Source organism: Pseudomonas rustica (genome assembly GCF_049959085.1).
In the GTDB taxonomy this organism is placed as follows: Bacteria; Pseudomonadota; Gammaproteobacteria; order Pseudomonadales; family Pseudomonadaceae; genus Aquipseudomonas; species Aquipseudomonas rustica.
In genome coordinates, this window is the sequence record NZ_CP188200.1 from 4986508 (window position 1) to 5002025 (window position 15518).

The 15518-nt window shown below is 60.5% G+C and carries 14 protein-coding genes; 1 reads left to right on the top strand and 13 read right to left on the bottom strand.

What is annotated here, in order from left to right; genetic code table 11:
• Positions 1 to 13: 13 nt before the first annotated feature.
• From ACP3TY_RS22745 to ACP3TY_RS22795, 11 genes are all read right to left on the bottom strand, one after another.
• The gene (locus ACP3TY_RS22745) at positions 14 to 1303 is read right to left on the bottom strand and encodes an adenylosuccinate synthase (protein WP_027921980.1); all 1290 of its coding nucleotides are present in this window, start codon (positions 1301 to 1303) and stop codon (positions 14 to 16) included.
• 54 nt (positions 1304 to 1357) lie between these two features.
• On the bottom strand, positions 1358 to 2545 hold the full coding sequence (locus ACP3TY_RS22750) for an ATP phosphoribosyltransferase regulatory subunit (protein WP_426618541.1): 1188 nt from the start codon (positions 2543 to 2545) through the stop codon (positions 1358 to 1360).
• A 313-nt stretch (positions 2546 to 2858) separates the two neighbouring features.
• Positions 2859 to 3728, bottom strand: a complete 870-nt coding sequence (hflC, locus tag ACP3TY_RS22755) for a protease modulator HflC (RefSeq protein WP_053116774.1) — start codon at positions 3726 to 3728, stop codon at positions 2859 to 2861.
• Positions 3728 to 4900: an FtsH protease activity modulator HflK gene (gene hflK, locus ACP3TY_RS22760; protein WP_053116773.1), complete on the bottom strand. Its 1173-nt coding sequence runs from the start codon at positions 4898 to 4900 to the stop codon at positions 3728 to 3730. Before hflK ends, hflC begins: the two co-directional genes overlap by 1 nt.
• Positions 4901 to 4996: 96 nt before the next feature.
• The gene (hflX, locus tag ACP3TY_RS22765; RefSeq protein ID WP_053116772.1) at positions 4997 to 6298 is read right to left on the bottom strand and encodes a ribosome rescue GTPase HflX; all 1302 of its coding nucleotides are present in this window, start codon (positions 6296 to 6298) and stop codon (positions 4997 to 4999) included.
• 12 nt (positions 6299 to 6310) lie between these two features.
• Positions 6311 to 6571: an RNA chaperone Hfq gene (gene hfq, locus ACP3TY_RS22770; RefSeq protein ID WP_007902656.1), complete on the bottom strand. Its 261-nt coding sequence runs from the start codon at positions 6569 to 6571 to the stop codon at positions 6311 to 6313.
• Between the two features lie 95 nt (positions 6572 to 6666).
• Entirely contained in the window at positions 6667 to 7638 is a 972-nt protein-coding gene (gene miaA, locus ACP3TY_RS22775) for a tRNA (adenosine(37)-N6)-dimethylallyltransferase MiaA (RefSeq protein ID WP_053116771.1), read from the bottom strand.
• Positions 7638 to 9539 carry a DNA mismatch repair endonuclease MutL gene (gene mutL / locus ACP3TY_RS22780; RefSeq protein WP_172680066.1) on the bottom strand — a complete coding sequence of 634 codons (1902 nt, stop codon included), beginning with the start codon at positions 9537 to 9539 and terminating at the stop codon, positions 7638 to 7640. Before mutL ends, miaA begins: the two co-directional genes overlap by 1 nt.
• 8 nt (positions 9540 to 9547) lie before the next feature.
• Positions 9548 to 10981 (bottom strand): N-acetylmuramoyl-L-alanine amidase, encoded by a 1434-nt coding sequence (locus ACP3TY_RS22785; RefSeq protein WP_218586048.1) that lies wholly within the window; start codon positions 10979 to 10981, stop codon positions 9548 to 9550.
• A gap of 3 nt (positions 10982 to 10984) precedes the next feature.
• Complete coding sequence (gene tsaE, locus ACP3TY_RS22790; RefSeq protein WP_053116768.1) at positions 10985 to 11455, bottom strand: tRNA (adenosine(37)-N6)-threonylcarbamoyltransferase complex ATPase subunit type 1 TsaE; 471 nt, start codon at positions 11453 to 11455, stop codon at positions 10985 to 10987.
• On the bottom strand, positions 11443 to 12942 hold the full coding sequence (locus tag ACP3TY_RS22795; RefSeq protein WP_426618542.1) for an NAD(P)H-hydrate dehydratase: 1500 nt from the start codon (positions 12940 to 12942) through the stop codon (positions 11443 to 11445). Before ACP3TY_RS22795 ends, tsaE begins: the two co-directional genes overlap by 13 nt.
• A gap of 63 nt (positions 12943 to 13005) precedes the next feature.
• Between ACP3TY_RS22795 and queG the strand changes: the two genes are divergently transcribed.
• Complete coding sequence (gene queG, locus ACP3TY_RS22800) at positions 13006 to 14070, top strand: tRNA epoxyqueuosine(34) reductase QueG (RefSeq protein ID WP_159815244.1); 1065 nt, start codon at positions 13006 to 13008, stop codon at positions 14068 to 14070.
• Between the two features lie 90 nt (positions 14071 to 14160).
• Here the strand turns inward: queG and ACP3TY_RS22805 are convergent, their stop codons facing one another.
• Together ACP3TY_RS22805 and orn are read right to left on the bottom strand one after the other, a co-directional pair.
• Entirely contained in the window at positions 14161 to 14772 is a 612-nt protein-coding gene (locus tag ACP3TY_RS22805; protein ID WP_282357910.1) for a trimeric intracellular cation channel family protein, read from the bottom strand.
• Between the two features lie 183 nt (positions 14773 to 14955).
• Entirely contained in the window at positions 14956 to 15498 is a 543-nt protein-coding gene (gene orn / locus ACP3TY_RS22810) for an oligoribonuclease (RefSeq protein ID WP_053116764.1), read from the bottom strand.
• Positions 15499 to 15518: the final 20 nt, after the last annotated feature.

Consider the following 15518-nt stretch of genomic DNA (forward strand, 5'->3'; position numbering starts at 1 on the left):
CATCAACGACTTATCAAGCAAACGGATGACGCAGAACGATGGTTTCGTTGCGATCCGGGCCCGTCGAAATAATGTCGATCGGTGCGCCGATCAACTCTTCAACGCGCTTGATGTAGGCACGAGCGTTAGCCGGCAGCTCTTCCAGGGTTTTGGCACCCACGGTCGATTCAGTCCAGCCCGGCACTTCTTCGTACACAGGCTGCAGGCCTACGTAGCTGTCAGCGTCGGTCGGAGCAACGGCGTTGCCCTGTGCGTCTTTGTAGCCGACGCAGATGTTGATGGTTTCCAGACCATCGAGTACGTCCAGCTTGGTCAGGCAGATGCCCGAGATGCTGTTCACATCGATAGCGCGACGCAGGATAACGGCGTCGAACCAGCCGCAACGACGGGCACGGCCGGTGGTAGCGCCGAACTCGTGACCTTGCTTGGCCAGGTGCGCGCCGACTTCGTCGAACAGCTCAGTCGGGAACGGGCCCGAACCGACGCGAGTGGTGTAAGCCTTGGTGATGCCCAGGATGTAGTCCAGGAACATCGGGCCAACGCCCGAACCAGTCGCCACGCCACCGGCGGTGGTGTTGGAGCTGGTCACGTACGGGTAGGTGCCGTGGTCGATGTCGAGCAACGAACCCTGGGCGCCTTCGAACATGATGTCTTTGCCGGCGCGACGCAGGTCGTGCAGCTCGGCAGTCACGTCGAGCATCAACGGCTTGAGCAGCTCAGCGTATTCCTTGCACTCGGCCAGAGTCTTTTCAAACTCGATCGCCGGCTCTTTGTAGTAACCGACCAGCATGAAGTTGTGGTAATCCACCAGTTCACGCAGCTTGTCTTCGAAGCGCGGCATGTTCAGCAGGTCGCCAACACGCAGGCCACGACGAGCGACCTTGTCTTCGTACGCCGGGCCGATGCCGCGACCGGTAGTACCGATCTTCAACTCGCCACGGGCCTTTTCACGAGCCTGATCCAGCGCTACGTGGAAGGACAGGATCAGCGGGCAGGACGGGCTGATACGCAGACGCTCGCGCACCGGTACGCCTTTCTCTTCCAGCTTGGTGATCTCGCGCAGCAGGGCGTCAGGTGCAACCACCACGCCGTTGCCGATCAGGCACTGCACGCCTTCGCGCAGCACGCCCGACGGGATCAGGTGCAAAACGGTTTTTTCGCCGTCGATCACCAGGGTGTGACCAGCGTTGTGGCCACCTTGGTAGCGCACTACGGCGGCAGCATGTTCGGTCAGCAGATCAACGATCTTGCCTTTGCCCTCATCACCCCATTGGGTGCCCAGGACTACGACATTCTTACCCATAACACTTGTCCTCATTCGCGCAAACTTGGTGCCGGCGATGGCCGGCAGGAAAACTCAAGAAGCCAGTGGCGAAACTTGCCAAAGCCCGTTCTGCTGAATCAATTGCCGGTCGCAGTCCGCATCACGGGCGGCGGCCAAAGGTTGTCCAGGCAACGCCTGAACGACACGCTGACCCTCACTGCGCAACTGGCAAACCTGCTGCCAGAGTGCCGCATCCGTACTGTCAGGCATCCAGATACCGCCAGACGGTAGCTCGATCTCAGCACGCCCCAGGGTCACCAGGGTTTTCAAATCGGTGGAAAAGCCTGTCGCCGGACGGGCGCGACCAAAGTCGGCGCCGATGTCGTCGTAGCGACCGCCCTGAGCGATGGACTGGCCAACGCCCGGTACGAACACCGCGAACACCACACCGGTGTGGTAGTGGTAGCCACGCAGCTCGCCCAGATCGAAGTACAGCGGCAGCTCCGGGAAGCGCGCCGACAGACGCTCGGCGATCGCCAGCAAATCTTCCAGTGCTGCCAGAACCGGCGCCGGCGCATTGGCCAGACGCTCGCGGGCAGCGCTCAACACTTCACGGCCGCCGCACAGATCAACCAGCGCACGCAGCATGCCGGACAGATCGGCCGGCAGACCTTCGGTCAAGGTAATGACCTCGTCGATGGCCTTGCGTTGCAGGGCATCGAACAACTTCTGCTCGACTTCACCAGACAGACCGGCGGCACGCGCCAGACCACGGTAAATGCCGACATGGCCTAGATCCATGTGCACATCCGGCACATCGGCCAGTTGCAGCATGGCCAACATCAGGCTGATCACTTCAACATCGCTGCTCGGGCTGGCGTCGCCGTACAACTCGGCGCCCAACTGAATCGGGCTGCGCGAGGACGACAATGCACGCGGTTGCGCATGCAGCACGCTGCCGGCGTAGCACAGACGGCTCGGGCCTTCGCGACGCAGGGTGTGCGCATCGATGCGCGCCACTTGCGGCGTGATGTCCGCCCGGAAACCCATCTGCCGGCCCGATTGCGGGTCGATGACCTTGAAGGTACGCAGATCCAGATCCTGGCCCGCGCCGGTCAGCAGGGATTCCAGGTACTCGATATGGGGAGTCACGACAAACTCGTAACCCCAGCTCTGGAACAGATCCAACACCTGACGACGCGCGACTTCAATGCGCGCCGCCTCCGGTGGCAGTACTTCTTCGATGCCATCTGGCAGCAGCCAGCGGTCTACCGTTGCCATTACGCCATTCCCCTTTGATCCGGGCGGCCAGCACGAGGGCGAGCCTTGAGTGAAGCAGAAAATGACCAGTCCGTTCAAAACGCACGCGCATGAACGACGCAGCGAAAGGCCTGTCAGCGGCTTCGCCCATCACTTTCCTCGAAAAACGGTCGGGTCATTCAACCCGATGCCTGCAACAAAAAACAGCAATCAAACGTGCAGACGCAAAAAAGCCGGGAATTTCCCGGCTGCCGCATCATACACACGTTTTCCGAAAGGATCACCCCGCCCGAGGTTTTAGCCGCCGGGCGGAATGATTCAGGTCAACGTCGTATCAAGGCTTGGACTTTTCCAGGTAGCGGAAGAAGTCACTGCTTGGGTCGAGGACCAGGACGTCGGATTTGTTCGCGAAGCTTTCACGGTAGGCGCGCAGGCTACGGTAGAAACCGTAGAACTCCTGATCCTGACCGTAGGCCTTGGAGTAGATCGCAGCAGCCTGGGCGTCACCGTCACCGCGAACCTCTTCGGATTCACGATAGGCTTCAGCCAGCAGCACGCGGCGTTGACGATCGGCGTCGGCACGGATGCCTTCTGCCAGCTCGTTACCCTTGGCGCGGTGCTCGCGAGCTTCACGCTCACGCTCGGTGCTCATACGTTCGAACACGCTGCGGTTTACTTCTTTCGGCAGATCGATGGTTTTGACCCGGACATCGATAACTTCGATACCCAGCTCTTTTTCCGCCATCGAGTTCAGCGATGCGGTGATGTCAGCCATCAGTGCATCACGCTCACCCGACACCACTTCGTGCAGGGTGCGCTTACCGAACTGGTCACGCAGACCGGATTCCAGTCGGCGGGACAGACGCTCGTCGGCGATTTGCTTGAGGCCGGAAGTTGCGGTGTAGAAGCGCTCGGCATCTTTCACGCGCCACTTGGCGTAGGCATCGACCATCACGGCTTTCTTTTCCAGGGTCAGGAAGCGCTGTGTCGGTGCATCCAGCGTCATCAGACGTGCGTCGAATTTACGCACCTGGTTAACGTAAGGCACTTTCACATGCAGGCCCGGCTGAACATCAGCCTGAACCACGCGACCGAATTGCAGCAGCACCGCACGCTCGGTCTGAGCGACGATGTAGAAGCAGTTCCAGCCCACCAGTAGCACAACGACGCCAACGATCAGGGCGATCAGCGATTTATTGCTCATCAGCGGGTCTCCCTTGTGCGCGTCTGCGGCAGGTCAGTGACGTGCGGCGCGGCATCCGTGTTGTTGCTGGCAGCGGCCGAACCGGTGACCGGCGCATTGCTGCCCGAGCTGTTCTGAATCATTTTGTCCAACGGCAGGTACAACAGGTTGCTCTGGCCGTTTTTGTTACCGGTCACGAGTACCTTGCTGGTGTTGCTGAAGACTTCCTGCATGGTGTCCAGGTACAGACGCTCGCGGGTGACTTCAGGTGCCTTGCGATACTCGGCGACCAGTTTGGTGAAGCGATCCGCCTCACCCTTGGCACGCGAGACCGTTTCGTCACGGTAACCGTTGGCATCTTCGATGATGCGCTGGGCCTGACCACGGGCTTCCGGCACGACGCCGTTGGCGTAGGTTTCAGCCTGGTTGCGCGAACGCTGCTCGTCTTCACGGGCGCGGATCACGTCATCGAAGGCTTCCTGCACTTCACGCGGGGCTGCCGCGTTCTGTACGTTGACCTGAGTCACAGTGATACCGGTGCGGTAAGTATCGAGGAAGCGTTGCAGACGCTCCTTGATTTCGCTGGCCATCAATTCACGACCTTCGGTCAGCACCTGATCCATGGCGGTCGAACCCACCACGTGGCGCAGGGCGCTGTCGGTCGCATGTTGCAGGCTGATTTCCGGCTGATCGACGTTCAGCACGAAGTCCTGCAGGTTGCTGATCTTGTACTGCACGGTCAGCGGCACTTCGACGATGTTCTCGTCTTCGGTGAGCATCTGGCCCTGCTTGGTGTACGCACGCTCACGCGTTACGTTTTCCATGTACTTCTTGTCGATCGGCGGCAGGTAGATGTTCAGGCCCGGGCCAACAGTCTCGTAGTACTTGCCGAAGCGCAGCACCACGGCCTGCTCCTGCTCGTCGACCACATAGACCGCGCTGTACAGCCAGATAGCCGCCAGCACGACGAGGACGATGCCGATCAGACCGCCGAAGCCGCCACGGCTTTTGCCGGAACCCCCGCCGTCATCACCGCGTTTTTTACCACCACCGAACAACCCGTTCAGGCTTTCCTGCAGCTTTCGGAAGGCCTCGTCGAGATCTGGTGGCCCCTTGCGGTCGCCGTTATTGCGGCGTTTGCCACCCCAAGGATCCTGATTATTCGAGTTGCCACCCGGCTCATTCCAAGCCATAGCGCTCTCCATCTGATAAAGCAAAGACGCACCCACGGCGCGCCGACCAATGCTACAGAATGCCTGCCGTCACGGCACAACCGCTTCTTCAGGCTTTTATTGCAAAGTGTGTTGCTCGATGAATTCCATCGGCTGCAATCCTTCGCGGCTTACCAGTCGATTCAGCTCGACCCGGGGCAAACGAACGGCCAGCAAACTGATGCCTTCTTCGTCGTGTTCTTCTTTCTGTACCGCACCAAGTTCGAAAAACTGCGCACGCAGTCGGGCGAATCGTTGCGGCAAGCGCAGGGTACCGACAAACAAATCACTGCCGAGCAATTCGGCGATGGCTTGTTCAAGCAATTCCAGACCACTGCCATCACGCGCCGAAAGCCAGACCCGCTGGGGCTTGCCGTTTTCGTCGCGCTGGATTTGTGGCTCAACGCCTTCAAGCAAATCGAGTTTGTTATAGACCTCGAGGATCGGCAAGTCCTGGGCACCAATCTCGCCCAGCACCACCATCACCTGCTCGATCTGCAACATGCGATCCGGTTCTGCTGCATCGATCACGTGCAACAGCAGATCGGAGTTGCTCGACTCTTCGAGGGTAGACCGAAATGCTTCAACCAGCTTGTGCGGCAAGTGACGAATGAAGCCCACCGTGTCCGCCAGAACGATCGGCCCCAGGTCGTCAATGTCGAGACGGCGCAGGGTCGGATCCAGCGTGGCGAACAATTGGTCGGCCGCGTAGACGTCGGATTTCGTCACGTTGTTGAAGAGTGTGGATTTGCCGGCGTTGGTGTATCCCACCAGAGAAACGGTCGGGATATCCGCGCGGGAACGGCCGCGACGCGATTGCTCGCGCTGGCTGCGCACCTTCTCGAGCCGGCCCTTGATCTGGCGCAGGCGAACCCGCAGCAAACGGCGGTCGGTTTCGAGTTGGGTTTCACCCGGGCCACGCATGCCGATACCGCCACCTTGACGCTCAAGGTGAGTCCAGCCACGAACCAGGCGGGTGCTCATGTGGTCAAGCTGGGCCAGTTCGACCTGGAGCTTGCCTTCATGGGTACGGGCGCGTTGGGCGAAAATATCGAGAATCAGGCCGGTACGGTCGATCACGCGACACTCGAAAACACGTTCGAGGTTACGTTCCTGACTGGGCGTGAGGATGTGATTGAAGATCACCAGATCGGCTTCTTCAGCTTTGACCAGGTCGCGCAATTCCTCGACCTTGCCGCTGCCAATCAGGTATTTGGCGGTTGGCCGATGACGCGGCACGTTAAAAAACGCAACGGTCTCGGCGCCGGCCGAATTAGCCAATTCCTGAAACTCCTGCGGATCTTCGCGCGCCTCAGGGTCCTGTCCATCCAAGTGAACGAGGATTACTCGCTCACCACCACCGTGGCGCTCAAAGAACAAAGGAGACTCCTATCAGGCGTTACCTGGCTCAGCGTCACCTGCTTCGGATTCGGTTGCGCTAGGCAGACGAATTGGACGAACCGGCACTACTGTCGAGATAGCGTGTTTGTAAACCATCTGGCTCACGGTGTTTTTCAGCAGGATCACGAACTGGTCGAACGACTCGATCGTGCCTTGCAGTTTGATACCGTTGACCAGGTAGATGGAAACCCCAACTTTCTCTTTACGTAAAGTATTCAAGTAAGGGTCTTGTAGCGAATGCCCTTTTGACATGTGCCGCACTCCTTTAAGGATTCAATAATAAAAAATAGGTAATTCAGATGGCTTTAGCCGCCACACCCCCAAGGATAGACGGCAATTGCAAGGACTCAGCTCAATATGGAGATGGTCCCAAGGTATTTCAAGGCGCGTGGCAGATTGTCGCAATCAAGACTGTCCAGCCAGTGTAGATCTTCCCAGCTGCGCAGCCAGGTGAACTGGCGTTTAGCTAATTGGCGCGTGGCGATGATGCCGCGCTCCTGCATGTCGGCCAACGTCAGCTTGCCATCCAGGTAATCCCAGACTTGGCGGTAGCCTACCGCACGTATAGACGGCAACCCTGAATGCAGGTCACTTCTTTTACGCAGGGCTACGACCTCGTCGATGAATCCCTGTTCCAACATAATTGTGAATCTTTGTTTAATGCGCTCGTGCAGTACCTGGCGGTTTGCCGGGGCAATGGCCAAGTTCGCGACAGTATAGGGCAATTGTTGCAGTCCCGAAGCGGCGGCTTCAGTACTTTGCGCAGATTGTTGTGCGCGCAGGGCAGTCATGCTCTGACCGCTGACTCGATAGACTTCCAGTGCCCGACTCAAGCGCTGCGGATCGTTCGGATGAATCCGCGCCGCCGACACCGGGTCGATGACCGCCAATTGGTCGTGCAGGGCTTGCCAGCCAAGGCGTGCAGCCTCTTCCTCGATCTGCGCGCGCACCTCGGGATCAGCCGCCGGCATCTCGGCCAACCCTTCCACCAGCGCCTTGTAATAGAGCATGGTGCCGCCGACCAGCAGCGGAATTTTTCCGCGTGCGGTGATTTCCGCCATCGCTTGCAACGCATCGCGACGGAAATCCGCCGCCGAATACGCTTCCGCCGGATCGAGAATGTCGATCAAGCGGTGCGGATGTTCGGCCAGCAGTTCTTTGGAAGGTTTGGCAGTGCCGATGTCCATACCGCGATAGACCAGCGCCGAATCGACACTGATCAACTCGCACGGCAGCACCTTGGTCAGCTCGATGGCCAGATCAGTCTTGCCCGCAGCGGTCGGGCCCATCAGAAAAATCGCTGGAGGGAGCTGGCTCATCAACGACCGCGCAGGAACAGTTTGTCCAGATCGTCCAGGCCCAATTGGGTCCAGGTCGGTCGGCCATGGTTGCATTGACCGCTGCGCTCGGTGTTTTCCATATCACGCAGCAGGCCGTTCATTTCCGGCAGGGCCAGACGCCGGTTGGCGCGGATCGCGCCGTGGCAGGCCATGGTGCCGAGCAGTTCGTTCAGGTGCGCCTGAATCCGGTCGCTGGTGCCGTACTCCATCAAGTCCGAGAGTACATCGCCGACCAAGCGGTTGGCTTCGGCTTGCTTCAACAACGCTGGAATTTGGCGGATCGCCAGAGTTTCCGGGCCCAGTCGCTGCAGTTCAAAGCCCAGACGTTGAAACCATGCGGCGTGCTCTTCAGCACAATCGGCTTCGCGCTGACTGACTGCCAACGACTCTGGCACCAGCAATGGCTGGCCGCTCAAGCCTTCGCTGGCCATGGCGATCTTCAGGCGCTCGTACATGATCCGCTCGTGCGCGGCGTGCATGTCCACCAGCACCAGCCCTTGAGCGTTCTCGGACAAAATGTAGATGCCTTTGAGCTGCGCCAGCGCGTAACCCAGCGGCGGAATGTCTTCCTGCCCGGCCGGCAGCGCATTGGCGTTGGCTTCAGGCAACGGCGCAAAAAACTCGCGATACGCAGCCTGCGCCTCGGCAGCCGGCGGCATGCCCGACTGCGGGCGCGGCGTGTATTGATACTGATAAGCGCCGCCAGCGCTGGCACCGGACGACGTGTTAAACGCCGGTTGTGCCTGCGGTTGCTCGAGCAGCGCATTGGCAGCCAGACGCATTTCGCCTTGCGGGCCGAACTCGCCGGCATCGAGGCCGGATGGGCGAACGACGGCGGTGGTGACGGAGCCGGCCAGTTGATCTTCCGGCCGCACATCGCCCAACGCGCGGTGCAACGTGCCGTAAAGGAAGTCATGCACCATGCGCCCGTCACGGAAGCGCACTTCGTGTTTGGTCGGATGGACGTTGACGTCGACTGCCGCCGGATCAACTTCGAAAAACAGCGCAAACGTCGGGTGACGGCCGTTGAACAGCACGTCGCGATAGGCCTGACGCACCGCGTGGGCGACCAGTTTGTCGCGCACGGCCCGGCCATTCACAAAGAAATACTGTAAATCCGCCTGGCTACGGTTGAAGGTCGGCAAACCGACCCAGCCCCACAAGTGCAGGCCGTTGCGCTCGATCTCGATCGGCAGCGCCTGCTCAAGGAAACCCGAGCCGCAAATCGCCGCTACACGCCGTGCGCGGGCCGCATCATCGTGGGCCTCGTGCAGGCTGAGAATGGTTTTACCGTTGTGGCGCAGATGAAAAGCCACGTCGAAACGCGCCAGCGCCAGACGCTTGATCACTTCTTGCAGGTGATCGAATTCGGTTTTTTCGGTCTTGAGAAATTTGCGCCGCGCCGGGGTGTTGAAGAACAGATCACGAACTTCCACCGAGGTGCCGATCGGGTGGGCCGCCGGTTGAACACGCGGCGCCATGTCGCGACCTTCGGTTTCAACTTGCCAGGCCTGTTCGGCATCGCGGGTACGCGAAGTCAGGGTCAGCCGCGCCACGGAGCTGATCGACGCCAGTGCCTCACCCCGGAAACCGAGGCTCATCACTTGCTCTAGGTCTTCGAGGTTGCGGATCTTGCTGGTGGCGTGACGGGCCAGCGCCAGCGGCAGGTCATCGGCGGAAATACCGCTGCCGTCATCACGGACGCGCAGCAGCTTGACGCCGCCCTGCTCGACATCGACATCGATGCGTTTGGCGCCGGAGTCGAGGCTGTTTTCCAGCAACTCCTTGATCACCGAGGCCGGACGTTCAACCACCTCACCGGCGGCAATCTGGTTCGCCAGCCGTGGGCTGAGCAGTTCGATGCGCGCGGCAGCGTTCAGCACTTCGTTCATTCTTTGGACGCCAGTTCGGTGCCAGGAATGGTCAGGTGCTGGCCGACTTTCAGCTCATCACTTTTCAGATTGTTCGCGCTGCGCAATGTGGCCGGCGACACCTGATAACGCACGCCGATCATTGCCAGGGTTTCACCCGGGCCGACGCGATGATCGCGCGGGCCTTGGGCGATTTTTCCGGAATCACGCAGCCAGGCGATGTAAGTGCCCGGTGGTGGATTCTGCTGGAAGAACTGGCGCACGCCGCTGCTGATCGAACGCGCCAGCGCTTGCTGGTGGCTTGAGGCCGAGAGCTTGTTCGCTTCGTTGGCGTTGGAGATAAACCCGGTTTCGACCAGGATCGACGGGATGTCCGGCGACTTCAACACCATGAACCCGGCTTGTTCCACCCGCTGTTTGTGCAACGGCGTGACGCGGCCGATGTTGGTCAGGACTTTCTGGCCGACGTTGAGGCTGGAGGTCAGCGAGGCGGTCATCGACAGGTCGAGCAACACGCCCGCGAGCATGCGGTCTTTATCGTCGAGGCTGACGTTGCCGGCACCACCGATCAAGTCGGAACGGTTTTCGCTGTCGGCCAGCCAACGCGCAGTCTCCGAGGTTGCGCCGCGATCAGACAGGGCAAACACCGAGGCGCCGAAGGCTGCCGCAGACGGCGCGGCGTCGGCGTGGATCGACACGAACAGATCGGCGCCTTTTTTGCGGGCGATTTCGGTACGGCCACGCAACGGGATGAAGTAGTCGCCCGTACGGGTCAGTTCGGCGCGGAAGCCTTTCATGCCGTTGACCTGACGTTGCAGTTCGCGGGCGATCTGCAGCACCACGTCTTTCTCACGCTGCCCGCGCGAACCGGACGCGCCCGGGTCTTCGCCACCGTGGCCGGCGTCGATCACCACAATAATGTCGCGCTTGCCGGCCGGGGCTGGCGGCAACTTGATCGCCGGTTCTGTCGGGGTGACCGGCACTGCCGGTATGGTCGCGACCGAAGGGGTCGGCGCAGGTGTTGGAGCGGGTTCGGCGTCGGCTGCGTTGTCGAACAGATCGACCACCAGACGGTTGCCATACTGCCCGTTCGGCGCCAGCGAGAAGCTTTTTGGCGTGACGGCTTTTTTCAGGTCGATGACCACGCGCAGGTCGGTCGGCGTGCGTTGTGCCGAGCGCATGGCGGTGATCGGGGTGTTCGCGGTCTGCAATTTCAGCGGCGCACCTAATGTGGCGCCATTGATGTCGATCACCAGCCGATCCGGAGCGGTCAGGGTGAAGACACTGTGCTGCACCGGGCCGCTCAGGTCGAAGACCAGTCGCGTGTTATCCGGCGCTCGCCACAAGCGCACGCTGTTGACCTTTGAATCGGCCACAGCGTTGACGGTTACTGCCATCAACAACAGTCCAACGGCAGCCACCAACGCGCGAAAGCGCATACCTAACCCCATCATTTAATTGGATTCCAATGCCAAAGCGGCACACCAGGCCTCGCCACGCGAGCCCTGGGATAAAATTTTCAGCGAACGCCCGCTGTCTTGCGGGCTAATGGTAATGGTCAGGTCAGGCTTTGGCAAAAAGCCTGCACCTTTATCGGGCCACTCGATCAGGCACAGCGCATCGTCTTCGAAGTAATCGCGGATGCCGAGAAACTCCAGCTCTTCCGGATCGACCAATCGATACAGGTCGAAGTGGAAGGCGCGGACGTCACCGATCTCGTAGGGCTCGACCAATGTGAAGGTCGGACTTTTTACCGAGCCAACGTGGCCCAGGCCACGAATGATGCCCCGCGACAGCGTGGTTTTGCCCATCCCGAGGTTGCCTTCCAGAAAAATCAGGCCGTGGCCCTGGGTCACGCGGGCGATCCGTGCGCCAAAGTCGCTCATGGCCTGTTCATCGGCCAGGTACAGGGTTACTTCAGACACGGTGCTTGCTCCTCCAACAACTGACGAATGGCTGGAATCAGATCACTGGCCGCCAGCCCACGGCCCAATTTGCCTTGTTGCGCCCCGGCGTTGGCGTGCAGCCACACGGCCAGACACGCGGCGTCGAAACTTTGCATTCCCTGCGCCAGCAACGCGCCGGTCAAACCGGCCAGCACATCGCCCAACCCGGCCGTCGCCATCGCCGGGTGGCCCTGATGACACAGCGCCAGACGCCCATCGGGATGTGCGATCAGAGTACCGGCACCTTTGAGAGTTACAGTCGCTGCATATTTTTTGCTCAATGCCCGCGCGGCGGCCGGTCGGTCAGCCTGCACTTCGGCGGTACTGATGCCGAGCAACCGCGCCGCTTCGCCGGGATGCGGGGTGATCACGCAATCCTTGGGCAGCTTCGCTAAACCGCTCGCCAGCAGGTTCAACGCATCGGCGTCCCACACTTGCGGCAACGGCGCATTGGCAGCTGCTGACAGCAACGCCCGGCCCCAACTGGCCTGGCCGAGTCCGGGGCCGATCACCAGTGTCGAGACTTTTTCCAGCAAGCCCATCAATTGATTGGCCGACGATGTGCCGAGCGTCATCACCTCCGGCACACGAGTCAGCGCAGCCGGGACGTGCTCCGGGCGCGTCGCCAGCGAAACCATCCCGGCGCCGCTGCGCAAGGCGCTTTCGGTGCTGAGCAGGATCGCCCCGCCAAACCCGTGATCGCCACCGATCAGCAGCACATGGCCGAAACGACCTTTGTGCGAAGTCGGCGTACGCGCCGCCAGTTTCGGAAGATTAGTCGGGTTGAGCCGCTGGGCGATGCCCGGAATGTCACGATAGATGTCGGCACTGGCTTGCAGATCATTAAACAGCAACGAGCCGATGTGATCCGCCGCATCGCCGGTGAACAAACCGAGTTTCAGCCCGATAAAGGTCACCGTCAGATCGGCCTGCACGGCGGCACCGAGCACATGCCCGGTGTCAGCGCACAATCCGGAAGGGATATCGACGGCCGTTACCGGCAAGCCGCTGGCGTTAATGGCTTTGATCGCCGAGAGGTAAGGCTCGCGCACGTCACCGCTCAAACCGGTGCCGAGCAAGGCATCAAGAATGACGCCGCGCAGTTCGCTGCGAGCCTGCCAGCCTTGCACCGCAACACCTTCAGCCCGCGCCTCGGAGTGGGCCAGCGCGGCATCGCCCTGCAATCGCTGCGGATCGCCGACTGCCAACACCCGCACCTGCCAGCCAGCTCGCTGCGCCATGGCCGCAACCAGATAACCGTCGCCAGCATTGTTGCCATGCCCGGCCAGCACCGTCAGCTCAGTCGCCGACGGCCATTGCCGAACCAGCGCGCGCCACGTTGCATGCGCCGCGCGCTGCATCAATTCGAAGCCCGGCGTGCCGGCGGCAATCAACCGCGCATCGAGTTCGCGCACCTGTGCGGCGCCATACAGCGCGTCGGGTAATTCATCTTTCGTGTGCGGCATGCGTCTTCGGGCTCCGATGTCTGGCAGAATTATACGCACCTCAGCTCCGGTTTCTCTCGCCTCATGTCCGCCATCACCACAGACCTGCCCGCCCTCGCCCAATCGATCAAGGATTGGGGCCGCGAGCTGGGCTTTCAGCAAGTCGGCATCAGCGGTCTGGATCTCGCCGAGCATGAACAGCATCTGCAGCGCTGGCTTGCGGCCGGCTACCACGGCGAAATGGACTACATGGGTGCCCACGGCAGCAAACGCTCGCACCCGGAAGAACTGGTGCCGGGCACATTGCGCGTGGTTTCGCTGCGCATGGACTACCTGCCCGGCGATACCGAAATGGCCAAACGCCTGGCCCAACCGGAAAAAGCCTACGTCTCGCGTTATGCCTTGGGCCGCGATTACCACAAATTGATCCGTAAACGTGTGCAGCAATTAGCCGACAAGATTCAATCCGAGATCGGCCCGTTCGGTTTTCGCGCCTTTGTCGACAGCGCGCCGGTGCTGGAAAAAGCCATCGCCGAGCAGGCCGGACTGGGCTGGATCGGTAAAAACACCTTGGTACTGAACCGCAAGGCTGGCAGCTACTTCTTCTTGAGCGAGTTGTTCGTCGACTTGCCGTTGCCGGTCGATGATCCGCACAGCACCGAACATTGCGGCCGCTGCACCGCGTGCCTCGACATCTGCCCGACCAATGCCTTCGTCGGCCCCTATGTGCTGGACGCGCGACGCTGCATTTCGTACCTGACCATCGAACTGAAAAACGCGATCCCCGAAGACCTGCGCCCACTGATCGGCAACCGCGTGTTTGGCTGCGACGACTGCCAGATCGTCTGCCCGTGGAACCGTTTCGCCAAACCCTCTGGGGAGAGCGACTTCAAACCACGGCACAATCTGGACAATGCGGAACTGGCTGAGTTGTTTATGTGGGACGAGGACAAATTCCTCAGCAGCACCGAAGGCTCACCGCTACGCCGCGCCGGGTATGAGCGTTGGTTGCGCAATCTGGCGGTGGGGCTCGGTAACGCGCCGTCGAGCATTCCAGTGCTGGAAGCGTTGAAGGCGCGGCGGGATTATCCGTCAGAGCTGGTACAAGAACACGTCGAATGGGCTCTGAAACAACACGGAATCGCATAATCCCCTGTAGGAGCTGCCGCAGGCTGCGATCTTTTGATCTTGAACGTCAAAAGATCGCAGCCTTCGGCAGCTCCTACATGGAATATCGCGTTACGGCTGATCGTTATAGACGAACTTGGGCATTTCCCAGTGGAAGCGGATCGCCAGCAGCCGCAGCAGGAAACCGCCGAACAACGTAATCAGGATCGCCTGCTCGCTTGGCAAATTCAGATACAGGCAAAGCATGTAACACCACGCCGCCGCGAACGAGACGCTGGCGTAGAGTTCTCGGCGGAAGATCAGCGGGATGTCGTTGCAGAAGATGTCGCGGAGGATGCCGCCGAAGACGCCGGTGATCACGCCGCTGACCGAGGCCACCAACATGCCGTGGCCCATTTCCAGTGCGGTCATGCAGCCGATCAGGGTGAAGGCCACCAGACCGACGGCGTCGAGCACCAGAAACAGTGAGCGCAGGTGGCGCATCCAGCGGGCGGTGAATACTGTGAACATTGCTGCGACCGAGGTCAGCACCAGGTATTCCGGGTGTTTGACCCACGTCAGCGGGTAGTGTCCGAGCAGTACGTCGCGCACCGAACCGCCGCCCAACGCCGTGACGCAGGCGATCAGCACCACGCCAAACCAATCCATGCCGCGACGGCCGGCGGACAGCGCGCCAGTCATGGCTTCAGCGGTGATGGCGATCAGATAGAGCATCAGCAACATGGTGGCGATCCAGTCAGGAAGGCGCGCAGTCTAGCCATTTCGGTGCGGCACCAAAAGAGGGCGCCGCAGCAAACACAAAACCCCGTAGGAGCTGCCGCAGGCTGCGATCTTTTGATCTTGATTTTTCAGGTTCAAAGAAAGATCAAAAGATCGCAGCCTGCGGCAGCTCCTACAGGGATCGCATCAGAACTTGATGAAGTGCTTGCGGTAGTGCTGCAGCTCGGCGATCGATTCGCGAATATCGTCCAGCGCCAAATGGGTGCTGCCCTTTTTGAAGCTGTCGCGTACGTCCGGTGCCCAGCGTGCCGCCAGTTCCTTGAGCGTCGAGACGTCGAGGTTGCGGTAGTGGAAGTAGCTTTCCAGCGCTTTCATGTGGGTATAAAGGAAGCGCCGATCCTGGCAGATGCTGTTGCCGCAGATCGGCGACTTGCCCTTCGGCACCCATTTCTCGAGGAAGGCGATGGTTTCCGCTTCGGCTTCTGCCATGCTGATGCGGCTGTCGCGCACGCGCTGGGTCAGGCCGGAGTTGCCGTGGGTGCGGGTGTTCCACTCGTCCATGCGCGCGAGCACTTCGTCGCTGTGGTGGATGGCGATCACCGGGCCTTCGGCCAAGGTGTTGAGGTCACTGTCGGTGACGATGGTGGCCATTTCGATGATGACGTCGTTGTCCGGGTCAAGGCCGGTCATTTCGAGGTCGATCCAGATCAGATTCTGCGGGTTTTGCATGTTTCGGCTCCTGAGCAATG